Consider the following 21,617-nt stretch of genomic DNA (forward strand, 5'->3'; position numbering starts at 1 on the left):
CCGCGGGGCACGCGTAAGAGATGCTTCATCCATCCCGGAAGAGATCCGCGCTGGTGCTACATGGTCACCGCGCCGATGCTCGAAGCATGCGTCCCGTTCACACCGCACTCGCCGTACTCGTCGCCGCCGTCTGGGGCTTCAACTTCGTCGTCATCGAGATCGGCCTCGGCCACTTCCCGCCGCTGCTCCTGTCCGCCCTGCGCTTCCTCGTCGCCGCGCTGCCCGCCGTGTTCTTCGTCGGCCGGCCCAAGACCGCCTGGAAGTGGATCATCGCGGTCGGGGCGGCCCTGGGCATCGCCAAGTTCGGCCTGCTGTTCACCGGCATGGCCGCCGGGATGCCCGCCGGACTCTCCTCGCTCGTGCTCCAGGTGCAGTCCGTCTTCACCGCGGTCCTCGCCTCCCTCGTCCTGCGCGAGCGGCCCGGGCGGGTCCGGATCGCCGGCATGGCCGTGGCCCTCGCCGGGATCGCCGTCGCCGCCGTGGACGGGGGGACCTCCGGGCCCGTGCTCGGCTTCACCCTGGTCGTCGCGGCCGCCGCGTGCTGGGGCGTCTCCAACGTGCTGACCCGCAAGGCGTCCCCGCCCGACGCGCTGAACTTCATGGTCTGGGTGTGCACCGTCCCGGTGCTGCCGCTGTTCGCCCTCTCGCTGCTGCTGGAGGGGCCCGAGCGCGACCTGGCCGCGCTGCGCGGGCTGGACTGGTCCGGGGCCGCGGTCATCGCGTACGTCGCCTGGGTGTCCACGGTGTTCGGGTTCGGCGCCTGGAACCACCTGCTCAAGCGCTACCCGGCCTCGTCGGTCGCGCCGTTCTCGCTGCTGGTGCCGGTGTTCGGGATGTCCTCGGCGGCGCTGGTCCTGGGCGAGAGCGTCTCGGGGCTGCGGTGGGTGGCGGCGCTGCTGCTGGTCGGCGGGGTGGGCATGACCTCGCTGGCCCCCGCCCGCGCGGGCGCCCGTACGAAGGCGGCGGCGGAGGGCGGTGCGGCGGCCGTCAGTGCGGGGAGTCCTCCTGCAACGGCAGCCGCCAGTCCTGCCCCGTGAGGCTGACGCCGTACGAGCGGTGCGGGCGCTCGGCCACGAGGGTGAACCCGGCGCGCTCGTAGAGGGAACGGGCCGAGGTCAGCACGTCGTTGGTCCACAGCACCAGCTCGCGGTAGCCGACCGAGCGGGCGAACGCGACGACCGCTTCGACCAGGAGGGAGCCGACGCCGTGGCCCCGGCCCCGCGGCTCCACGAGCAGCAGCCGCAGCCGCGCCGTGCCGGGCGAGCCGTCCTCGCGGACGCACATCACCGACCCGACCGGGCGGCCGTCCAGTTCGGCGATCCAGACGCGCTCCAGATGCGGGTCGTGGTCCTCGGCGAAGTCCGCGACGATCCGGGCCACCAGGCCCTCGAAGTCGGTGTTCCAGCCGTACTCGGCGGCGTAGAGCGCGCCGTGGCGCTGCACGATCCAGCCCAGCTCCCCGGGCTCGGGGTCCCGCAGCCGTACCGCTGCGGGGGAGTTGTCGGCAGGGGGCTCCATGGCGCCCCAGGGTAGCGGGCTACTTCCTGCCGCCGCCCAGGATCTGGCCGAGCAGGTCGCCGAGTCCGCCGCCCTCCGCCGACGCGGCGCCGGGCGCCGCGCCCGGGGCTCCGGCGGCCGCTCCCTTGCCGGCCGCCGCGCGCTTGGCGAAGACCGCCAGGAGGACCGGGATCAGCATCTCGATGACGCGGGAAACGGTGGCCGCGGGGATGCCGGTCTTCTTGGCGACCGCCGCGGCGACCGGCTTGCTCACCTTGGCGAGCACCCCGGCCATCAGGCCCCCGCCGAGCAGCCCGCCGCCGAGGGTGGCCACGCCCTGCAGCGGGGGTTCGGCCACCTCGGCGACCGCCTGGCGGACCTCGTCGCCGTCCTCGTCGTCGGCGTCGGCCTTCTCCTGGAGGCCGCCGGTCATGGCGCCGACCGTGGTCGCGACGGTGTCGCGGGCCCCCGCCTCGTCGGTGCCGAGCAGGCCGGCGATCTCGTTCAGCCGGTCCGGGCCCAGCTCGCCGAGCACGTCGTCCTGGAATGAAGATTCGCTCATGCCTGAAACGCTACTTCTGCGGTGATTCACCGGCACTTCGGATGGGCCCCGGATCCCACCAAGGTAATGGAAACGTAAAGTTCCGATTCCGCGTGCAACCCCGGGGCGGGACAGTGGGTCGTATGGTGCGTCGGCACTTCCGGGGAGGGATCTGGGGGGATCGGGAAGTCCGACACGGGAGGGGTAACCGTGAGGGGGTCCGGCCGCGAGGCCGGACCCCCTTCTGGGTTCCCGGGGGTTGTCCACAGGCCTGACGGGCTGTCGGCGCCGGGCGGTAGCTTCGTGCCATGACAACCAACGGGGCGGTGCAACTCGCCGTGGTCGAGGGGGTGCTCGAGCGCATCACCTACGCCAACGAGGAGAGCGGGTACACGGTCGCCCGCGTCGACACCGGTCGCGGCAGCGGGGACCTGCTCACGGTGGTCGGCTCCCTGCTCGGAGCCCAGCCCGGCGAATCGCTGCGCATGGAGGGCCGCTGGGGATCCCACCCCCAGTACGGCAAGCAGTTCACGGTGGAGAACTACCGCACGGTGCTCCCCGCGACCATCCAGGGCATCCGCCGCTACCTCGGCTCCGGCCTGATCAAGGGCATCGGGCCGAAGATCGCCGACCGGATCGTGGAGCACTTCGGCACCGACACCCTCGACGTGATCGAGGAGGCGCCCAAGCGGCTGATCGAGGTGCCCGGGCTCGGCCCCAAGCGGACCAAGCTGATCGGCGCCGCCTGGGAGGAGCAGAAGGCGATCAAGGAGGTCATGGTCTTCCTCCAGGGTGTCGGAGTCTCCACCTCCATCGCGGTCCGGATCTACAAGAAGTACGCCGACGCCTCCATCTCGGTGGTCAAGAACCAGCCGTACCGCCTCGCCGCCGACGTGTGGGGCATCGGCTTCCTGACCGCCGACCGGATCGCCCAGGCCGTCGGGATCCCGCACGACAGCCCCGAGCGGGTCAAGGCCGGGCTCCAGTACGCCCTGTCCCAGTCCACCGACCAGGGGCACTGCTTCCTGCCCGAGGAGCGGCTCATCGCCGACGGGGTCAAGCTGCTCCAGGTGGACACCGGGCTGGTCATCGAATGCCTGGCCGAGCTCGCCGCCGATCCGGAGGGCGTCGTACGGGAATCCGTACCGGATCCGCAGGGCGGGCCGGACCCGCTGACCGCCGTGTACCTGGTCCCCTTCCACCGGGCCGAGTTGTCACTGGTCGGTCAGGTGAGGCGGCTCCTGAACGCCGAGGGCGACCGGATGCCGGGCTTCCAGGACGTGGACTGGGACAAGGCGTTCGGCTGGCTGGCCGGACGCACCGGGGCCAAGCTGGCCCCCGAGCAGCGGGACGCCGTCATGCTGGCGCTGACCCGCCGGGTGGCCGTCCTGACCGGCGGGCCGGGCTGCGGGAAGTCCTTCACCGTCCGCTCGATCGTGGAGCTGGCCCGGGCCAAGAAGGCCAGGGTCGTGCTCGCCGCGCCCACCGGCCGGGCCGCGAAACGGCTCGCGGAGCTCACCGGGGCGGAGGCCTCCACCGTGCACCGGCTGCTGGAGCTCAAGCCGGGCGGGGACGCGGCGTACGACCGCGAGCGCCCGCTGGACGCGGACCTGGTCGTCGTCGACGAGGCTTCGATGCTGGACCTGCTGCTGGCGAACAAGCTGGTCAAGGCGGTGGCACCGGGTGCGCACCTGCTGCTCGTCGGGGACGTGGACCAGCTGCCCTCGGTCGGCGCGGGCGAGGTGCTGCGGGACCTGCTGGCCGAGGGCGGCCCCGTCCCCGCGGTCCGGCTGACCCGCATCTTCCGGCAGGCCCAGCAGTCGGGCGTGGTCACCAACGCCCACCGGATCAACACCGGGGTGCCGCCGATCACCGACGGGCTGCCGGACTTCTTCCTGTTCCCGGAGGAGGACACTGAGGAGGCCGGGCGGCTCGCCGTGGACGTGGCGGCCCGGCGGATTCCGGCCAGGTTCGGACTCGACCCGCGCCGCGACATCCAGGTGCTCGCGCCCATGCACCGCGGCCCGGCCGGCGCCGGGAACCTCAACGGACTGCTCCAGCAGGCCATCACGCCGGCCCGGCCGGACCTGCCGGAGAAGCGGTTCGGCGGCCGGGTCTTCCGTGTCGGCGACAAGGTCACCCAGATCCGGAACAACTACGAGAAGGGCGCCAACGGAGTCTTCAACGGCACGGTCGGCGTGGTCACCGCCCTCGACGTGGACGAGCAGCGGCTGACGGTCCGCACGGAGGAGGACGAGGAGGTCGGCTACGAGTTCGCCGAGCTGGACGAGCTGGCGCACGCGTACGCCGTCACCATCCACCGCTCCCAGGGGAGTGAATATCCGGCCGTGGTGATCCCTGTCACCACCGGGGCTTGGATGATGCTCCAGCGCAACTTGCTCTATACGGCGGTGACCAGGGCGAAGAAGCTGGTCGTGCTGGTCGGCTCCCGGAAGGCCCTCGGCCAGGCCGTGCGTACCGTTTCCGCAGGTAGGAGGTTCACGGCGGTCGCGCCCAGGCTGTCCGGCCGGATACCGGTGGGAAACATCACCTAAATGATCGATCATTTTGGGTTCCCGCACCGGTGCGGAGGGGGCAGGATGAGCAGGTTGAAGGCACTCAGTGCCGTCAAAAGGACCAAAGGCCGACCCCGAGTGCACTCTCCTGCGCCAAATGGGGGAAGGTAGAGGCAGTCAGGGCACCTCGAAGAAGAGGCACTACGTCGGTGAGGGATGACGTGAGCGACAACTCTGTAGTACTCCGGTACGCGGACGGTGAATACACCTACCCGGTGGTCGAAAGCACCGTCGGTGACCAGGGCTTCGACATCTCGAAGCTGAGGGCCCAGACCGGGCTCGTCACCTTGGACAGCGGCTACGGCAACACCGCCGCCTACAAGTCCGCGATCACCTACCTCGACGGTGAGCAGGGCATCCTGCGTTACCGCGGTTACCCGATCGAGCAGCTGGCCGAGCGTTCGACCTTCATCGAGGTCGCGTACCTGCTGATCAACGGTGAGCTGCCGACCGTCGACCAGCTCGCGTCTTTCCGCAACGAGATCACCCAGCACACGCTGCTGCACGAGGACGTGAAGCGCTTCTACGACGGCTTCCCGCGTGACGCGCACCCGATGGCGATGCTGTCCTCCGTGGTCAGCGCGCTGTCGACGTTCTACCAGGACAGCCACAACCCGTTCGACGAGAAGCAGCGCCACCTCTCGACGATCCGCCTGCTGGCCAAGCTCCCGACGATCGCGGCGTACGCGTACAAGAAGTCGGTCGGCCACCCGGTGGTCTACCCGCGCAACGACCTCGGCTACGTCGAGAACTTCCTGCGCATGACCTTCTCCGTGCCGGCCCAGGAGTACGACCTGGACCCGGTCGTGGTCTCCGCGCTCGACAAGCTGCTGATCCTGCACGCGGACCACGAGCAGAACTGCTCGACCTCCACCGTGCGTCTGGTCGGCTCCTCGCAGGCGAACATGTTCGCCTCGATCTCCGCCGGCATCTCGGCCCTGTGGGGTCCGCTGCACGGCGGCGCCAACCAGTCCGTCCTCGAGATGCTCGAGGGCATCAAGAACGACGGCGGCGACGTCGACGCCTTCATCCGAAAGGTGAAGAACAAGGAAGACGGCGTCCGCCTCATGGGCTTCGGGCACCGCGTCTACAAGAGCTTCGACCCCCGGGCGAAGATCATCAAGGCGGCGGCGCACGACGTCCTCTCCTCGCTCGGCAAGAGCGACGAGCTGCTCGACATCGCGCTCAAGCTGGAAGAGCACGCGCTGGCCGACGAGTACTTCGTCTCGCGCAACCTCTACCCGAACGTGGACTTCTACACCGGCCTGATCTACCGGGCCATGGGCTTCCCCACCGAGATGTTCACCGTGCTCTTCGCGCTCGGCCGCCTTCCCGGCTGGATCGCCCAGTGGCACGAGATGATCAAGGAGCCGGGTTCCCGCATCGGCCGCCCGCGCCAGATCTACACCGGCGAGGTCCTGCGCGACTTCGTCCCGGTCGAGGCCCGCTGACCCGAGGCACCTCGCAGCAAGCGAAAAGCGCCCCGCCGTCGATCCCCCCACGGGTCGACGGTCGGGGCGCTTTCCTGTCCCCGGAACGGATTCCCCCCACGGGACCCGAGCCGGGGTGTCGGCGAGGAGCGCACGCGCGGTGCGCTCCGGTTGGGTGTCTGCCGGGACCCGTACGGGTCGGGAGGGCCGCTCAAAGCACCCCGTTGGGCACGCGTCCCGGCCGGCTGATGCCCCGGACGTCCCCCAAGACCCCCGTGAACGTCCCCCAAGACGTTCCCGGCATCGCCCCATTAGACCCACTGCAGTGCCGGATGGTTACGTTGCAATCACTGTGATCTGCGTCTCCCGTGAAGAAAGTGTGGTCAAGCTGGGGAGAAGATCCATCAGCGGAAGGTTCGCAACCGGAGGCTGTTGCTCACCACGAAAACGGAGGAGAACGCCATCGCGGCCCCCGCAATCATCGGGTTGAGCAGGCCGGCGGCCGCGAGCGGCAAGGCCGCCACGTTGTAGCCGAAGGCCCAGAACAGGTTGCCCTTGATGGTGGCCAGGGTCCGGCGGGAGAGCCGGATCGCGTCCGCCGCCACCCGCAGGTCCCCCCGTACGAGGGTCAGGTCTCCCGCCTCGATCGCGGCGTCGGTGCCGGTCCCCATGGCCAGGCCCAGATCCGCCTGCGCCAGCGCGGCCGCGTCGTTGACCCCGTCGCCCACCATGGCCACCGTCCGGCCCTCGGCCTGCAGCCGGCGTACGACGTCCACCTTGTCCTGCGGGAGGACCTCGGCGATCACCTCGTCGATGCCGACCGCGCGGGCCACGGTCTCGGCGACGGCCTTGTTGTCGCCGGTCAGCAGGATCGGGGTCAGGCCCAGCGCCCGCAGCCGCGAGACCGCCTCGGCGCTGGTCTCCTTGACGGCGTCGGCGACGGTCAGGACCCCGCGGGCCGCCCCGTCCCAGGCCACCAGGACGGCGGTGCTGCCCGCCGCCTCTGCGGCCGCCTTGGCCTCGGCGAGGCCGGCGGGCAGTTCGATCGACCAGTCCGCCAGCAGCCGTTCGCGGCCGACCAGGACGGCGTGCCCGTCGACGACGCCCTGGACGCCGAGGCCGCCGAGGTTCTCGAAGCTCTCCGGGACCGACAACCCCCCGGCGAGCTCGTTCGCCGAAGCCGCCACCGCCTGGGCGATCGGGTGCTCCGAAGCGTGCTCCAGCGAGCCCGCCAGCCGAAGGAGCTCGTGGGAGTCCACGCCCTCGGCGGGGACGGTGCCGGTCAGGGTCATCCGGCCGGTGGTGACCGTACCCGTCTTGTCGAGCACGACCGTGTCCACGCGGCGGGTGGACTCCAGGACCTCGGGCCCCTTGATCAGGATGCCGAGCTGCGCGCCCCGCCCGGTGCCGACCATCAGTGCGGTCGGCGTGGCCAGGCCCAGGGCGCAGGGGCAGGCGATGATCAGGACGGCCACGGCGGCGGTGAAGGCGGCGGTGGGGTCGTCGGTGATCAGCAGCCAGGTGACCCACGTGCCGAGCGCCAGCACCAGCACGACCGGTACGAAGATCCCGGAGATCCGGTCGGCGAGGCGCTGCACCTCGGCCTTGCCGTTCTGCGCGTCTTCGACGAGCCGGGCCATCCGGGCGAGCTGGGTGTCGGCGCCGATCCGGGTGGCCTCGACGACGAGGCGGCCCGAGGCGTTGACGGTGGCGCCGGTGACGGAGTCGCCCACGGCGACCTCGACCGGTACGGACTCGCCGGTCAGCATCGAGGCGTCCACGGCGGAGGCGCCCTCGACGACCGTGCCGTCGGTGGCGATCTTCTCCCCGGGCCGGACGACGAACCGGTCGCCGACCGCGAGCTGCGCCACCGGGATCCGGACCTCGGCGCCGCCGCGCAGGACGGCGACGTCCTTGGCGCCGAGCTCGAGCAGGGCCTTCAGGGCGGCGCCCGCCTTCCGCTTGGAGCGGGCCTCCAGGTAGCGGCCGAGCAGGATGAAGCTGACGACTCCGGCGGCCACCTCCAGGTAGATCGAGGAGGAGCCGTCCGTACGGGAGACGGTGAGGTCGAAGCCGTGACGCATGCCCGGCATCCCGGCGTGGCCGAAGAACAGGGCCCACAGCGACCAGGCGAAGGCGGCGAGCGTGCCGACCGAGACCAGGGTGTCCATGGTGGCGGCGCCGTGCCGGGCGTTGGTCCAGGCGGCCTTGTGGAAGGGGAGGCCGCCCCAGACGACCACGGGGGCCGCCAGGGTCAGCGAGAGCCACTGCCAGTTGTCGAACTGGAGGGCCGGGATCATCGAGAGCAGGACGACGGGCAGGGCCAGGGTGGCCGAGACCAGCAGCCGCTGGCGCAGTGCGGCCGGTTCGGGGTCGCGCGGGGCCCCGGTCGCGGGCTCGGGGCGCCCGGTCTCCGGCTCCGGTGGCGGGGGTTCCTCGGCGGTGTACCCGGTCTTGACGACGGTCGCGATCAGGTCGGCGACCTGGACGCCGTTCCCGTACGAGACGCGCGCCTTCTCGGTGGCGTAGTTCACCGTCGCGGTGACCCCGTCCATCCGGTTCAGCTTCTTCTCGATGCGGGCGGCGCAGGAGGCGCAGGTCATCCCGCCGATGGTCAGCTCGACCCGGGCGGCATCGGCCGCCGCTATGGGCCCGTCGTGCACTGTGCTGCTGCTCATGTCCGGCTCCAGGGGGAGGGCCGGGTCGTACGGAACCAGTATCAGCTGGCCGGCACGGCCCGGCGGGGTACTGCTGAGGAGTAGGGGCGCAGGGCGCTCAGCCGGCCTGGCCGGCGAACTCGTAGCCGGCCTCGTCCACGGCGGCGCGCACGTCCTCCTCGGCGAGCGGGGCGGCGGAGACCACGGTGACCTCGCCGGTCGCGGCGACGGCCTTGACCGAGCTGACGCCGGGCAGGGCGGAGATCTCGGTGGTCACCGCGCCCTCGCAGTGGCCGCAGGTCATGCCGGTCACCCGGTAGACGGTGGTGGTCTGGGTGTCCGTCTCGGCGGTCATGTCGTTCTCCTCTTCAAGGGCGTGTCCGGTCGCCGGGGAGCGGCGGTGACGCGGATGGTCTCGCTCCACCGTCCTCCCGACACTCGAAGACTATACCCCTAGGGGGTATCAATGCGAGTGTGCGGGGCGGTGTCGGGGGCGGTGTCGGGAGCGCCGGCCGGGCCGGAGGCCGGGTCAGCGGGGGCGGGGGGCGGCGAGCATCGGCTCCAGGTAGCGCAGCAGTACGGTCTTCAGCTCGGCGACGTACGCGGCGCGCTCGGCGCCCTCGCTCGCCAGGATCAGGTCGAGGGCCGCCTTGAAGATGCCCAGGATCATGCCGGAGACGCGGGTGAGCTCCTCGGGCGGGCCGTCCGGGCAGAAGGTGCGCAGGATGCCCTGGACCCGCTCCAGCAGGCCGGCGTGGAGCTCCTCGCGCTCCTGGGTGATGCCGGGGATGCCGGAGCCGTGCATGAGGGCCCAGAAGGCCGGGTTCTCGCAGTTGAAGGCGATGACCGGGTCCAGGACGGCGTCGAGCAGCTCGGGCAGGGGCTTGTCCAGGTTCTCGGGGAGGAAGGCCTGGCCGTGCATGTGGCGGGCGCGCCGGAGCAGCTCGTCGCCCAGGTGGACGGCGATGGCCTCCTTGTTCGGGAAGAACTGGTAGAGCGTGCCCGGCGAGACCTCGGCCTCGCGGGCGATGGCGTTGGTGCTGGCCGCGGCGTAGCCGGTGCGGCAGAAAACGCTGGCGGCGGCGTCCAGGAGCTGGGCGATCCGGCGCTCGCCGCGGGCCTGCCGACGCGGGGCGGCCGTCTTCTTGGCGGCGCTCCCGGCCGTCTTCCCGGCGGTCTTCCCGACCGTCTTCCCGGCCGCTGTGCCCTTGGTGGCCTTTGGGGCCTTCGCGGCGTTTTCGGCCTGGGGCCTCTCGGGCATGTCCCGTCCTTCGCTTCCCGTGGGTGATTGACAAATGCGAGAGGTCGCTCGCATTCTTGGAAAACGCGAGCGAGTGCTCGTGTTTGCCAGTTTAAGTCGTCTGGCAATCACGGTGAAGGGGACACCGAGTCATGTCCGAAGTCAAAAGACCGCCGTCGTCCGGGGAGAGCGGACGGTGGACCCGGATCGTCACGGCCCGGCCGCGGCTCTCGCTGCTGCTCGCCCTCGTGGTCACGGCCCTGGCCGTCCTCGCGGGCGGTGGCGTCGCCGACCGGATGGGCAGCGGCGGCTGGGAGGACCCGGACGCCCGGTCCACCTACGCCGCCAAGGTCCTGGAGCGAGAGTTCCCGGGCTCACAGCCGAACCTCCTCCTGCTGGTGGACGCCGCCGGACCGGGGGCGGCCGGGGTGGACGATCCGGCCGTCGCGGCCGAGGCCGAGCGGCTGACCGCCCAACTCGCCTCCGAGCAGGGGGTGGCCGGGGTCGGCTCCTACTGGCGCACGCACCTGCCCGCCCTGCGCTCCGAGGACGGCCGGCAGGCACTCATCGCCGCCCGGGTGCTCGGGGACGAGAAGGCCCGCGCCGCCGTGCTGGAGCGGATCGCCCCGCGCTACCGGGGCGGGCACGGGCCGGTGAGCGTCTTTCTCGGGGGGCCGGTCGCCGTCCAGCGCGAGGTGACCACCACCATCCAGGAAGACCTGCTCCGTGCCGAGGTGATCGCCCTGCCGGTGACCCTCGTCCTGCTCGTCATCGTCTTCGGTAGCGCCGTGGCCGCGCTGCTGCCGCTGGGTGTGGGCATCGTCGCCATCCTCGGCACCAATGCCGTGCTGCGCGGTCTCACCGAGTTCACCGACGTCTCCGTCTTCGCCCAGAACCTGACGACCGCGCTCGGCCTCGGTCTCGCCATCGACTACGCCCTGTTCATCGTGCGGAGGTTCCGCGAGGAGCTCGCCGCCGGGCGGGATCCGGTGGCGGCCGTGGGGGCCACCTTGCGCACCGCCGGGCGCACGGTGCTGTTCTCGGCGCTGACGGTGGCCGTCTCGCTCTCGGCGATGCTGTTCTTCCCGATGTACTTCCTGCGCTCCTTCGCCTACGCCGGGGTCGCTGTGGTCCTGCTCGCCGCGGCCGCCGCCCTCGTCCTGCTGCCGGCGGCGCTGGTGCTCCTCGGCGAGCGGGTCAACTCCCTCGACCTGCGGCGGCTGTGGCGGCTGCGGCGCGGCCGCTCCGGGGCGGGCGCCGGGAAGCCGGACGCGGCCCCCGGGGCCGGGACGGGTCGGGGCTGGGCACGGACAACCGCGCTGGTGATGCGCCGGGCCCCACTGTTCGCCATCGCCACCACGGCCGGACTGCTGCTCCTCGGGCTGCCCTTCCTCGGGGTGAAGTTCGGCACCGTGGACGACCGGCAGCTGCCGGAGACGGCCAGCTCGCACCTGGTCCAGCAGCAGATCCGCGACGGATTCCCGGGCAGCCCCGGGGCCGGGCTGACCGTGCTGGCCGAGGGCGCGGCCGGCCCCGCCGACCTCGCCGCCTACCGGGAGCGGCTCGCGGCCCTGCCCGGGGTGCGGGTGGACGGGCCGGTCGCCTCCCCGGCCCGGCCGGGTTACGCGTACTTCTCGGTGGTCACCGACGGCGAGCCGGTGGGGCAGCAGGCCCAGGACCTCGTCGGCGTGGTGCGGAAGGTGGACGCACCCTTCGACACCGCGGTGACCGGCCAGGCCGCGGTCCTCGTCGACGCGCAGAAGGCGATAGCGGAGAAACTGCCGGCCGCGCTGGCCCTGGTGGTCCTGGCCACGCTGCTGCTGGTGTTCCTGCTCACCGGGAGCGTGCTGATACCCGTCCAGGCGGTCCTGCTCAACGCGCTGAGCCTGACGGCGATGTTCGGGGCGGTGGTGTGGGTCTTCCAGGACGGACACCTCTCCGGACCGCTCTCCTTCACCTCCACCGGGGACATCGAGACCACCCTGCCCGTGCTGATGTTCTGCATCGCCTTCGGACTCTCCATGGACTACGGGGTGTTCCTCATATCCCGCATCAAGGAGGAGTACGAGCGGACCGGGGACCACGAGGGGGCCGTGCGGACCGGGCTGGTCCGCACGGGCGGGCTGATCACCGCGGCGGCCGTGATCCTGGCGGTGGTGATGGTGGCCATCGGCAGCTCCCGGGTCACCAACACCAAGATGCTGGGGCTCGGGATCGCGCTGGCCGTACTGATGGACGCCCTGGTCGTACGGAGCCTGCTGGTGCCGGCGGTGATGAAGCTGACGGGGAGGGCCACCTGGTGGGCGCCGGGCCCGCTGCGGAGGCTGCACGAGCGGTTCGGGCTGAGCGAGGGGGAGTCCGCGCCGGCAGCGCCGCGGGCGGCGGGGGAGGTGCCGGGGGAGACCCCCGAGCCGGACCGCGTACCGGCGGGCAGCCGCTAGCCCGGGGCCGGCCCCGGCGACCGCGATCGCGTCCGGGGCCGGGCCGGGCCGGGGCCGGGGGTCAGTCGTCGCGGCGGCCCCGGTTGCCGGGGCGGCGGGCCACCCAGGTGCGGATCGTGTCGGCGTACCAGTAGGGCTTGCCGCCTTCCACGTGGTCGGGGGCGGGGAGCAGCCCGTGCTTGCGGTACGAGCGCACCGTGTCCGGCTGGACCCGGATATGGGCGGCGATCTCCTTGTACGACCACAGCTGTCGGTCGCTCATCCACGACACCTCCTTGTCCACGCCGCGGGGCCGGCCGGGAGGCCGTCGGGGGAGCCGACGCGTGGACAGTGACGATCAATCGGGTTGTGCCCGGAGAACGACAGAGGGTGAAGGCGGGAGGGGTCTTGTCGACGGGCTGTGACGGAATGCCCGCGTAATGGGGATATGCGTGACACAAGGGCGACGGCTGTGACACATGCGGCACAACGGGGAGGAGTGGGGGGAGGGTTCAGCGGTAGAGGGCGGGTCGCTCCACCAGCTCCACCGGGGTCCGTACTCCGCTGTGTGCGGCGGTGAGCCCGGCCGCGGAGACGGCGGCCGCGGCGTAGCCGTCCCAGGCGTCGGGCCCGTCCACCCGGCCCTGCGCGGCCGCGTCCACCCAGCGCCGCAGCTGGCGGTCGTAGGCGTCGGCGAAGCGCACGGTGAAGTCCTGCGCGATCTCGCCGGAGCTGCGGCCCGCGGAGCGGACGACCATCGACCGCCCCTCACCGATCTGGGCGGTGCCGGACTCGCCGACCGCCTCGCACCGGACCTCGTAGCCGAAGCCGCAGTTGACGAAGATCTCCACGTCGACGATGGCCCCGCCCGCGGTCTCCAGCAGGACCAGCCGGGGATCGCGCAATCCCTCCGGGGCCGCCGAGCTGGACGCGGGCGAGAGCACGGACACGGCCGTGATCTCCTGCCCGAGCAGCCAGCGCGCCGCGTCGACCTCGTGCACGACGGAGTCGCTGATCAGCATGTCGCTGGTGAAGAAGGAGGGCGAGGCGGCATTGCGGTGCCGGCAGTGCAGGAAGAGCGGCCGGCCGATCCCGCCCGCGTCCAGCAGCTCCTTCAGCCGCTCGTACTCGGCGTCGAAGCGCCGCATGAACCCCACCTGCACCAGGCGCCGGCCCAGCCGCCGCTCGGCCTCCATCACCCGCAGCGCCCCCGCCGGATCCGGGGTCAGCGGCTTCTCGCACAGCACCGGCAACTCCCGCTCCAGGGCGTGCAGGATCGCTTCCTCATGGGCGGGCCCGGGGGAGGCGATCAGTACGGCCTGCACTCCGGGATCCGCGATCGCGGCTGCCGGATCCGTGTACGCGCCCGCGCCCTCCAGGCCCGCCGCGACCGCCTTCACCCGGTCCCCGTCAGGATCGGCCACGGCCACCACCCGGGCGCCGCCCACCGTCCGCCCGATCCGGCGGACATGGTCGGCGCCCATTTTCCCCGTCCCGATGACGGCGATGCCCAGCGTGCTCATGTCGTGTTCCCTCCGGGGATTCAGCGGGCGCCGCAGGAGCGCAGGTAGGCGCGGGTGCGGCGGGCGATCGGCAGCGGCCGGTCGGGCGGGCACGGGTACATGTCCTGCTCCACGATGGCGAAGAGGTCCACACCGAGCCGCTGGGCGGCCGCCAGGACGGGCTCCAGCGCCGGCACCCCGGCCGGAGGTTCGCACATCACCCCGCGGGCCACCGCCGGCCCGAAGGGCAGCTGCTCCGCGCGGACTTCGGCGAGGATCCGCGGGTCGACCTGCTTGAGGTGGAGGTAGCCGATCCGCTCGCCGAAGGTCTCGATGGCCTGGACGCTGTCGCCGCCGCAGTAGGCGTAGTGCCCGGTGTCCAGGCACAGGGAGACCAGGTCCGGGTCGGTGGCGTCCAGGAAGCGGGCCACGTTCGAAGGGGTGTCGACGTGGGTGTCGGCGTGCGGGTGGACGACGATCCTCAGCCCGTACCGGTCCTGCACCTCGCGGCCCAGGCGTTCGGTCTGCGTGGTCAGTTCACGCCACTGTGCGGGGGTGAGGGTGGGGTCCTCCAGCATCTTGCCGGTCTTGTCGTCGCGCCAGAAGGACGGGATGACGACGAGGTGGCCCGCACCCATGGCCTGGGTGAGCGCCGCGATCCGCGACACGTGCTCCCAGGTCTGCTCCCAGACGGCGGGCCCGTGATGGAGTCCGGTGAAGACGGTGCCGGCGCTGACCCGCAGACCCCGTTCGGCCGTTTCCGCGGTGAGGCGGGCGGGGTCGGTGGGGAGGTAGCCGTACGGGCCGAGCTCGATCCACTCGTAACCGGAACCGGAGACCTCGTCGAGGAACCGCTCCCACGGGGTCTGGAGCGGATCGTCGGGGAACCAGACACCCCAGGAGTCCGGAGCCGAACCGACGCGGATACGGGTCAACGCGGGTGGGGAGGACGTCATGACGGTCACCTTAGGGTGCGAGACGAGTGGGAGGACTGCCTGTGACGACCGCGGACGATGTCGCGTTCGACGTGATCACCATGGGGCGGATCGGGGTGGATCTCTACCCGTTGAGAACGGGCGTACCGCTGGCGGAAGCCGACACCTTCGGGAAGTTCCTGGGCGGCTCGCCCACCAACGTCGCCGTCGCGGCGGCCCGGCTGGGCCGGCGCGTGGCGGTGATCACCCGGACCGGAGCGGACCCCTTCGGCGCCTATCTACGGGCTGAGCTGCGCGGATTCGGGGTGGACGACCGGTGGGCGGGGGAGGTGGCGCGGTATCCGACCCCGCTGACGTTCTGCGAGATCTTCCCGCCGGACGACTTTCCGCTGTACTTCTACCGGTTGCCGAAGGCCCCTGACCTGGAGATCGAGCCGGAGGAGCTGGACCTGGCGGCAGTACGGGCCGCGCGGGTGTTCTGGATGACGGGGACGGGCCTGAGCGCCGAGCCGAGCCGGTCCGCGACCCTCGCCGCGCTGGAGGCGCGCTCGAAGTCCGGGATCACCGTGTTCGACCTCGACTGGAGGCCGATGCTGTGGGAGGGGGAACCGGACAAGTCCTACGCGCAGGCGCTGGCCCTCGCGACCGTGGCGGTCGGCAACGCGCAGGAGTGCGCGATCGCGACCGGCGAGTCCGAACCGCGGGCCGCGGCGCGGGCGCTGCTGGCGGCGGGGGTGGAGCTCGCGGTGGTGAAGCGAGGGCCGGAGGGGGTGCTGGCGATGCGGCGGGACGGGACGGTGGTGGAGGCGGCGCCGGTGCCGGTGGAGGTGGTGAACGGCCTGGGGGCCGGGGACGCCTTCGGGGGCGCGCTGTGCCACGGGCTGCTGGCCGGGTGGGATCTTGAACGGGTCCTCCGCTTCGCCAACGCGGCGGGGGCGATCGTGGCTTCGCGACTGGCGTGCTCGGCGGCGATGCCGTACGCCGAGGAGGTGGAGGAGGTGTTGGGTTCGTGACGCTGATCGCTTCGCACGAGATGGGGTTCGCGGCGCTGCGGGTGCTGGAGCTCGGGCCCGGGGAGGCGTTCCCGTACGCGTGCGGGGACCGTGAGTGGATCGTCCTCCCGCTGGCGGGGGGTTGCACGGTCCGCTGCGGGGAGGGGACGGGTCCCGCGGGGGCCGGGCCGCGGGTGTTCGAACTCCGCGGCCGGGAGAGCGTGTTCCGCGGCGTGAGCGACTTCGCGTATCTGCCCCGGGACGGGCGGGCGGAGATCGCCTCCGCCGCCGGAGGGCGGTTCGCGCTCGTCGGGGCGCGGTGCGAGAACGTGCTGCCCGCCCGGTACGGGGCTGCCGAGGGCGTCCCCGTCGAGATCCGCGGCGCCGGCCACTGCACGCGGCAGGTCAACAACTTCGCCGCCGCCGACGTCTTCGACTGCGACCGGCTCATCGCCGTCGAAGTGCTGACCCCCGGCGGGAACTGGTCCTCGTACCCGCCGCACAAGCACGACGAGTTCGACCCCGGCCACGAGTCCCGGCTCGAAGAGGTCTACTACTTCGAAATCGCCCCGCACGGAGACACGCCCGGCATCGGCTACCAGCGTGTCACGCCCTCCCCCGCGGGGAAGACCGACATCCTCACCGAGGTGAGGACCGGGGACGCGGTGCTCATCCCGGACGGCTGGCACGGGCCCTCCATCGCCGCCCCCGGGCACGACATGTACTACCTCAACGTCATGGCCGGCCCCGCGGGCCAGCCCCGCGAGTGGCTGATCCGGGACCATCCCGACCACGCCTGGATCCGGGACGCCTGGAGCGGCCAGGACGCCGACCCCCGGCTGCCCTTCCACCGACAGCGAGCGGAGGACGAGACCCCATGAGGCTCACCGTCGCCCAGGCCCTCGTACGGTTCCTGGCCGCCCAGTACACCGAGCGCGACGGGCACAGGCAGCGGCTGATCGCCGCCACCTGGGGGATCTTCGGGCACGGGAACGTCGCCGGCATCGGGCAGGCCCTCCTGGAGAGCGGTCCGGACGCGATGCCCTTCCTCCAGGGGCGCAACGAGCAGGCCATGGTGCACGCCGCCGTCGGGTACGCCCGCCGGAGCGGGCGGCTCTCGGCCCATGCCGTCACCACCTCGATCGGGCCCGGCGCCACCAACCTCGTCACGGGGGCCGCCCTCGCCACCATCAACCGGATTCCCGTACTCCTCCTGCCCGGAGACACCTTCGCCACCCGGCCCGCCGACCCCGTCCTCCAGCAGCTGGAGGTGCCCTACGCCGGCGACGTCTCCGTCAACGACACGCTCCGGCCCGTCTCCCGCCACTTCGACCGGATCACCCGCCCCGAGGCCCTGATCCCGGCTGCCCTCCAGGCGATGCGGGTGCTCACCGACCCCGTGCAGACCGGCGCGGTCACCCTGGCACTGCCGCAGGACGTCCAGGCCGAGGCGTACGAGTGGCCGCCCGGGTTCTTCGCCGAGCGCGTGTGGACCGTACGCCGGCCCCGGCCTGACCGGGACGAGCTCGCGCGGGCCGCCGAAGCCGTCCGGGGCTCCGCGCGCCCGCTGATCGTCGCCGGCGGCGGGATCCGGCACAGCGCGGCCCAGGCCGCGCTGGCGGAGTTCGCCGGGGCCACCGGTATCCCGGTGGCCTCGACGCAGGCGGGCAAGGGGGCGCTCCCGTACGACCACCCCGCCGATGTCGGCGGCATCGGGCACACCGGCACGGCCACCGCCGACGCGCTGGCCCGCGACGCCGACCTGGTCGTCGCCGCCGGGACCCGGCTGACGGACTTCACCACCGCCTCGGGGACCCTGTTCCAGAACCCCGCCGTCCGCTTCCTCGGGCTCAACCTCGACCCGTACGACGCCCACAAGCTCGCCGCCCGGCCGGTGGTCTGCGATGCGCGGGCGGGCCTGGAAGAACTGCGCGCCGCGGTCGCCGGGTACCGCGTGGACCCCGGGTACGAGACGGCGTACAAAGAAAAGAAAGGCAACTGGGAGCTGCTGGTCGACCGGGCCTACGCGACCCCCGACGAGGACGCCGCCCCGACACAGGCCCAGGTGCTCGGACTGCTCGACGCGGTCGTCGGGGCCGACGACGTCCTGATCAACGCCGCCGGCTCCCTCCCCGGAGACCTGCACAAGCTGTGGCGGGCCCGCTCGCCCGAGCAGTACCACGTGGAGTACGGGTACTCCTGCATGGGCTACGAGATCCCGGCCGCGATCGGGGTCGCGCTCGCCGCCCCAGGCCACCCGGTGTGGGCGCTGGTCGGCGACGGCACGTACCTGATGAACCCGACCGAGCTGGTCACGGCCGTGCAGGAGGGCCTCCCGATCAAGGTGGTGATCCTCGACAACCACGGCTACGCCTCCATCGGCGGCCTCTCCGGGGCCGTCGGCGCGGAGGGCTTCGGGACCGCGTACCGCTTCCGGGCGGACGACGGTTCGTACACCGGCGCCCCGCTGCCGGTGGACCTCGCGGCCAACGCGGCCTCCCTCGGGATGGCCGTGATCCGCGCCCGCACCATCAGTGACCTGCGGAAAGCCCTCGCCGAGGCGCGTGCGGCGGACCGTCCCACATGTGTCTACGCACAGACCCGAACACCCGACACTGTGTCGGGCCCGCCCCCGGCACAGGCGTGGTGGGATGTTCCTGTGGCCGAGACCGCGACACGGAAACCCGCGGCCGCGGCCCGCGAAGAGTACGACCGGCAAGCCGCGCAGCGACGTCGCCATCTGTGAAGGAGCAAGGCAATGAAGACCGTCAACCACTGGATCGGTGGCAAGACCGTCGAGGGCGCGTCGGGCAACTACGGCCCGGTCACCGACCCGGCCACCGGCGAGGTCACCACGCAGGTCGCGCTGGCCTCCGCCGAAGAGGTCGACGCGGCCGTACGCGTCGCCCGGGAGGCCTTCCAGAGCTGGGGCCAGTCCTCGCTGGCCGCCCGTACCAAGGTGCTCTTCGCCTACCGCGCCCTGCTGGACGCCAACCGCGACGCCATCGCCGAGCTGATCACCGCCGAGCACGGCAAGGTCCACTCGGACGCGCTGGGCGAGGTGGCGCGCGGCCTGGAGATCGTCGAGCTGGCCTGCGGGATCACCACGCAGCTCAAGGGCGAGCTGTCGACCTCGGTCTCGAGCCGGGTCGACGTCTCCTCGATCCGCCAGCCGCTGGGCGTGGTCGCGGGCATCACCCCGTTCAACTTCCCGGCGATGGTGCCGATGTGGATGTTCCCGCTGGCCGTGGCCTGCGGAAACACCTTCATCCTCAAGCCGAGCGAGAAGGACCCCTCGGCCGCCAACAAGCTGGCCGAGCTGGCGACCGAGGCCGGCCTGCCGGCCGGTGTGCTCAACGTCGTCCACGGTGACAAGGTCGCCGTCGACGCGCTGCTCGCCCACCCGGGCATCGCCGCCGTCTCCTTCGTCGGCTCGACCCCCATCGCCCGGCACATCCACACCACGGCCTCCGCGAACGGCAAGCGGGTCCAGGCGCTGGGCGGCGCCAAGAACCACATGCTGGTGCTGCCGGACGCCGACCTGGACGCGGCCGCCGACGCGGCGGTCTCGGCCGCCTACGGCTCGGCCGGCGAGCGCTGCATGGCGATCTCGGCGGTCGTGGCCGTCGGATCGATCGGCGACGCGCTGGTGGAGAAGATCCGCGAGCGCGCCGAGAAGATCAAGATCGGCCCCGGAAACGACCCGACCTCCGAGATGGGCCCGCTGATCACGGCCGCCCACCGCGACAAGGTCGCCTCGTACGTGAAGGGCGCGGCCGACCAGGGCGCGGACGTGGTCCTGGACGGCACGGGCTACACGGTCGGCGGGTTCGAGAAGGGCCACTGGATCGGCCTGTCGCTGCTGGACAACGTGAAGACCGACTCGGACGCGTACCGCGACGAGATCTTCGGGCCGGTGCTGTGCGTGCTGCGCGCCGAGACCTACGAGGAGGGCGTGGCGCTCATCAACGCCTCGCCGTTCGGCAACGGCACCGCGATCTTCACCCGCGACGGCGGCGCGGCCCGCCGCTTCCAGCTGGAGATCGAGGCGGGCATGGTCGGCGTCAACGTGCCGATCCCGGTGCCGGTGGGCTACCACTCCTTCGGCGGCTGGAAGGACTCGCTCTTCGGCGACCACCACATCTACGGGAACGACGGCATCCACTTCTACACCCGCGGCAAGGTCGTCACGACCCGCTGGCCGGACCCGTCCGAGGCGCCGGTGGGCGTGGACCTGGGCTTCCCCCGCAACCACTGACCGACCTGCCGACTGACCGACCTGCCGACCGATCGACTGAGCGACCGACCCGCCGGCCGATCGACTGACTGATCGGCCGGCAGGTCGGCTGCGCGACGAGCTCGCCTCCCGCACCCCTCACGCGGGAGGCGAGCTCGCGTTTCGTCGCGCGCGAGGGCGGCCCCGGCCGAGTGGCCCGCGTACGCGTACGGCAGTTCCCGTACGGAATCCACCGCGCGCACCACCCCGGCCCGGTCCCGGCGGTGCGCCGCGAGCCCCGGGGGACACCTCGCCCGTCAGCGGGCCGCGGCCAAGTCCGGGGCGGGTGCCGTCTGTTCCGCGCGGGGACGGCGGCGGCGCCGCAGGACCAGGAAGGTGAGGGCGGCGCCCGCCAGTACCAGCAGCGCGCCGAAGGCGAGCCAGGGCACTGCGATGAACTCCGCCTCGGACGCGGAGGTGAGGTCCGGATAGGCCGTCGCCCCGGCCGAGACCCGTACGGTCACCCAGTCCGACTGCGGCGCGTCCGCCCACGGTTCGGTCAGCTCGATCCGCTGGCCGGGCAGCAGCACCAGCTTCAGCTCGCGCGCCGGCCGGTCCAGCACAGTACGGCCGAACAGGCCCTCCGCGGAGACCGCCACCTTGGGCTCGACGACCACGTTGCCCCGGTTGACCAGCGTGTACGAGACCGTCGCGCGGGCGTTCTTGATCCACGGCAGCAGCGGCGCGGACCGGCTGACCTTCACGTCCTCCACGCTCAGCCCCGGCGTCACAGGCCCCGGCACCCTGAAGTAGAGCCGCGAGCCGACCTGTCGCTTCACCCCGACCTGGACCTTGCCCTCCTGCCGGATGCCCTCCACCGCGGTGTTGAGGGCGACGATCCCGCCGACGTGGTCGCCGGGCGTCGCGTCCTCGGGGACCTTCACCGTGAACGGGATGTCCTTGCGGCCCTTGGGCGGGACGGTCACGGTGGTCGCCGCCTCGGGCGCCAGCGCGATCCATGCGCCCACGTCCTTGGGCTTCTGCTCCACCGGCAGCAGTGCGAAGGCGCCGCCGGCCGGGGTGTTCACGGCGTCGGTGGCGAAGACCTGGAAGGTCAGCTCCCGGTCGGAGGAGTTCAGGAGGGTCACGCTGTCGCTGATCGTGGTCCCGGCCGCCCCCTGGTGGAAGAAGTACGCGCGGTCGGTCATCGCGGCGCCGGCCGCAGGGGTCGGGAACACGCCCCAGGTGCCGTTGTCCGCGGCCGCCGCCGTCGCGGCCGGCAGCAGCAGGCCCGCGACCAGCAGCAACAGGGTGAGGAGCGGACCGTACGCGGCGGTGCGGGGGCGGGGGCGCATGGGCGGTTCTCCAGTCGGCGCGAGGAGTCGGGGCGGGGAGCGGCGCGGGGGAGCGGTGTGGGGGAGCGGTGTGGGCAGTCGGGGAGGGGAGCGGCGTGGGAGGTCGGGCGGAAGCCGAAGGGGTGGTGGGGGGCCGGGGGGCCCCCCCCCCCCCGGGGGGGGGGGGCCAGTTACTGGCCGGGGCGGGGAGCGAGTAGGGTTCCTCCCAGGGGGATGTGGGGGGGGACAACAAAGGCGGGGGGTGGTGCAAACCCCC

The 21,617-nt window shown here is 72.2% G+C and carries 16 protein-coding genes and 1 pseudogene; 8 read left to right on the top strand and 9 right to left on the bottom strand.

The annotated features are described in order from the left end of the window. The first annotated feature begins 86 nt into the window (after positions 1 to 86). Complete coding sequence (locus ACFY1T_RS34675) at positions 87 to 1,037, top strand: EamA family transporter (RefSeq protein WP_390791731.1); 951 nt, start codon at positions 87 to 89, stop codon at positions 1,035 to 1,037. Here ACFY1T_RS34675 and ACFY1T_RS34680 read toward each other — a convergent pair. Beyond that, positions 988 to 1,485: pseudogene (locus tag ACFY1T_RS34680) on the bottom strand (GNAT family N-acetyltransferase); the annotation flags it as partial. The gene ACFY1T_RS34675 and the pseudogene ACFY1T_RS34680 sit on opposite strands and share 50 nt — an antisense overlap. A 52-nt stretch (positions 1,486 to 1,537) precedes the next feature. Further along, positions 1,538 to 2,059, bottom strand: a complete 522-nt coding sequence (locus ACFY1T_RS34685; protein ID WP_390791732.1) for a DUF937 domain-containing protein — start codon at positions 2,057 to 2,059, stop codon at positions 1,538 to 1,540. Positions 2,060 to 2,346: 287 nt separating this feature from the next. Here ACFY1T_RS34685 and ACFY1T_RS34690 point away from each other — a divergent pair, with 287 nt between their 5' ends. Both ACFY1T_RS34690 and ACFY1T_RS34695 read left to right on the top strand, forming a co-directional pair. Then, entirely contained in the window at positions 2,347 to 4,593 is a 2,247-nt protein-coding gene (locus ACFY1T_RS34690) for an ATP-dependent RecD-like DNA helicase (RefSeq protein WP_390791733.1), read from the top strand. Positions 4,594 to 4,775: 182 nt separating this feature from the next. After that, positions 4,776 to 6,065 carry a citrate synthase gene (locus ACFY1T_RS34695; RefSeq protein WP_030161574.1) on the top strand — a complete coding sequence of 430 codons (1,290 nt, stop codon included), beginning with the start codon at positions 4,776 to 4,778 and terminating at the stop codon, positions 6,063 to 6,065. Positions 6,066 to 6,448: 383 nt separating this feature from the next. Here ACFY1T_RS34695 and ACFY1T_RS34700 read toward each other — a convergent pair whose 3' ends face one another. The 3 genes from ACFY1T_RS34700 to ACFY1T_RS34710 all read right to left on the bottom strand — a co-directional run bounded on the left by ACFY1T_RS34700 (position 6,449) and on the right by ACFY1T_RS34710 (position 9,962). After that, on the bottom strand, positions 6,449 to 8,722 hold the full coding sequence (locus ACFY1T_RS34700; protein WP_390791734.1) for a heavy metal translocating P-type ATPase: 2,274 nt from the start codon (positions 8,720 to 8,722) through the stop codon (positions 6,449 to 6,451). Positions 8,723 to 8,819: 97 nt separating this feature from the next. Next, positions 8,820 to 9,056, bottom strand: a complete 237-nt coding sequence (locus ACFY1T_RS34705; protein ID WP_030868575.1) for a heavy-metal-associated domain-containing protein — start codon at positions 9,054 to 9,056, stop codon at positions 8,820 to 8,822. Positions 9,057 to 9,230: 174 nt separating this feature from the next. Continuing rightward, entirely contained in the window at positions 9,231 to 9,962 is a 732-nt protein-coding gene (locus tag ACFY1T_RS34710; RefSeq protein WP_390791735.1) for a TetR family transcriptional regulator, read from the bottom strand. 131 nt (positions 9,963 to 10,093) lie between these two features. Here ACFY1T_RS34710 and ACFY1T_RS34715 point away from each other — a divergent pair, with 131 nt between their 5' ends. Next, entirely contained in the window at positions 10,094 to 12,382 is a 2,289-nt protein-coding gene (locus ACFY1T_RS34715; RefSeq protein ID WP_390791736.1) for an MMPL family transporter, read from the top strand. A 61-nt stretch (positions 12,383 to 12,443) separates the two neighbouring features. Here the strand turns inward: ACFY1T_RS34715 and ACFY1T_RS34720 are convergent, their stop codons facing one another. From ACFY1T_RS34720 to ACFY1T_RS34730, 3 genes are all read right to left on the bottom strand, one after another. Then, positions 12,444 to 12,644 (bottom strand): AlpA family transcriptional regulator, encoded by a 201-nt coding sequence (locus ACFY1T_RS34720; protein ID WP_030868582.1) that lies wholly within the window; start codon positions 12,642 to 12,644, stop codon positions 12,444 to 12,446. Positions 12,645 to 12,873: 229 nt separating this feature from the next. Beyond that, positions 12,874 to 13,884 carry a Gfo/Idh/MocA family protein gene (locus ACFY1T_RS34725; RefSeq protein ID WP_390791737.1) on the bottom strand — a complete coding sequence of 337 codons (1,011 nt, stop codon included), beginning with the start codon at positions 13,882 to 13,884 and terminating at the stop codon, positions 12,874 to 12,876. 20 nt (positions 13,885 to 13,904) lie between these two features. Next, positions 13,905 to 14,819, bottom strand: a complete 915-nt coding sequence (locus ACFY1T_RS34730) for a sugar phosphate isomerase/epimerase family protein (protein WP_390791738.1) — start codon at positions 14,817 to 14,819, stop codon at positions 13,905 to 13,907. A gap of 80 nt (positions 14,820 to 14,899) precedes the next feature. Between ACFY1T_RS34730 and iolC the strand changes: the two genes are divergently transcribed. Genes iolC through ACFY1T_RS34750 form a run of 4 tightly spaced genes read left to right on the top strand, consistent with a single transcriptional unit; the run spans position 14,900 to position 20,048 of the window. Then, the gene (iolC, locus tag ACFY1T_RS34735; protein ID WP_390791742.1) at positions 14,900 to 15,811 is read left to right on the top strand and encodes a 5-dehydro-2-deoxygluconokinase; all 912 of its coding nucleotides are present in this window, start codon (positions 14,900 to 14,902) and stop codon (positions 15,809 to 15,811) included. A 20-nt stretch (positions 15,812 to 15,831) separates the two neighbouring features. Beyond that, positions 15,832 to 16,671, top strand: a complete 840-nt coding sequence (iolB, locus tag ACFY1T_RS34740; RefSeq protein WP_390791743.1) for a 5-deoxy-glucuronate isomerase — start codon at positions 15,832 to 15,834, stop codon at positions 16,669 to 16,671. Continuing rightward, the gene (gene iolD / locus ACFY1T_RS34745; RefSeq protein WP_390791739.1) at positions 16,668 to 18,536 is read left to right on the top strand and encodes a 3D-(3,5/4)-trihydroxycyclohexane-1,2-dione acylhydrolase (decyclizing); all 1,869 of its coding nucleotides are present in this window, start codon (positions 16,668 to 16,670) and stop codon (positions 18,534 to 18,536) included. Before iolB ends, iolD begins: the two co-directional genes overlap by 4 nt. Positions 18,537 to 18,548: 12 nt before the next feature. Further along, positions 18,549 to 20,048, top strand: coding sequence for a CoA-acylating methylmalonate-semialdehyde dehydrogenase (locus tag ACFY1T_RS34750; RefSeq protein ID WP_390791740.1), 1,500 nt, complete (start codon positions 18,549 to 18,551; stop codon positions 20,046 to 20,048). Between the two features lie 275 nt (positions 20,049 to 20,323). Here ACFY1T_RS34750 and ACFY1T_RS34755 read toward each other — a convergent pair whose 3' ends face one another. Then, positions 20,324 to 21,361: a WxL protein peptidoglycan domain-containing protein gene (locus tag ACFY1T_RS34755; RefSeq protein ID WP_390791741.1), complete on the bottom strand. Its 1,038-nt coding sequence runs from the start codon at positions 21,359 to 21,361 to the stop codon at positions 20,324 to 20,326. Positions 21,362 to 21,617: the final 256 nt, after the last annotated feature.

The organism is Streptomyces sp. NPDC001194 (assembly GCF_042896985.1).
Taxonomy (GTDB): Bacteria; Actinomycetota; Actinomycetes; order Streptomycetales; family Streptomycetaceae; genus Streptomyces.

Bases quoted from the DNA above. Each gene is read 5' to 3' on its own strand.
- ACFY1T_RS34675 (WP_390791731.1), top strand. From the start codon at position 87: ATGCGTCCCGTTCACACCGCACTCGCCGTACTCGTCGCCGCCGTCTGG.
- ACFY1T_RS34685 (WP_390791732.1), bottom strand. From the start codon at position 2,059: ATGAGCGAATCTTCATTCCAGGACGACGTGCTCGGCGAGCTGGGCCCG.
- ACFY1T_RS34690 (WP_390791733.1), top strand. From the start codon at position 2,347: ATGACAACCAACGGGGCGGTGCAACTCGCCGTGGTCGAGGGGGTGCTC.
- ACFY1T_RS34700 (WP_390791734.1), bottom strand. From the start codon at position 8,722: ATGAGCAGCAGCACAGTGCACGACGGGCCCATAGCGGCGGCCGATGCC.
- ACFY1T_RS34705 (WP_030868575.1), bottom strand. From the start codon at position 9,056: ATGACCGCCGAGACGGACACCCAGACCACCACCGTCTACCGGGTGACC.
- ACFY1T_RS34710 (WP_390791735.1), bottom strand. From the start codon at position 9,962: ATGCCCGAGAGGCCCCAGGCCGAAAACGCCGCGAAGGCCCCAAAGGCC.
- ACFY1T_RS34715 (WP_390791736.1), top strand. From the start codon at position 10,094: ATGTCCGAAGTCAAAAGACCGCCGTCGTCCGGGGAGAGCGGACGGTGG.
- ACFY1T_RS34720 (WP_030868582.1), bottom strand. From the start codon at position 12,644: ATGAGCGACCGACAGCTGTGGTCGTACAAGGAGATCGCCGCCCATATC.
- ACFY1T_RS34725 (WP_390791737.1), bottom strand. From the start codon at position 13,884: ATGAGCACGCTGGGCATCGCCGTCATCGGGACGGGGAAAATGGGCGCC.
- ACFY1T_RS34730 (WP_390791738.1), bottom strand. From the start codon at position 14,819: ATGACGTCCTCCCCACCCGCGTTGACCCGTATCCGCGTCGGTTCGGCT.
- iolC (WP_390791742.1), top strand. From the start codon at position 14,900: ATGGGGCGGATCGGGGTGGATCTCTACCCGTTGAGAACGGGCGTACCG.
- iolB (WP_390791743.1), top strand. From the start codon at position 15,832: ATGGGGTTCGCGGCGCTGCGGGTGCTGGAGCTCGGGCCCGGGGAGGCG.
- iolD (WP_390791739.1), top strand. From the start codon at position 16,668: ATGAGGCTCACCGTCGCCCAGGCCCTCGTACGGTTCCTGGCCGCCCAG.
- ACFY1T_RS34750 (WP_390791740.1), top strand. From the start codon at position 18,549: ATGAAGACCGTCAACCACTGGATCGGTGGCAAGACCGTCGAGGGCGCG.
- ACFY1T_RS34755 (WP_390791741.1), bottom strand. From the start codon at position 21,361: ATGCGCCCCCGCCCCCGCACCGCCGCGTACGGTCCGCTCCTCACCCTG.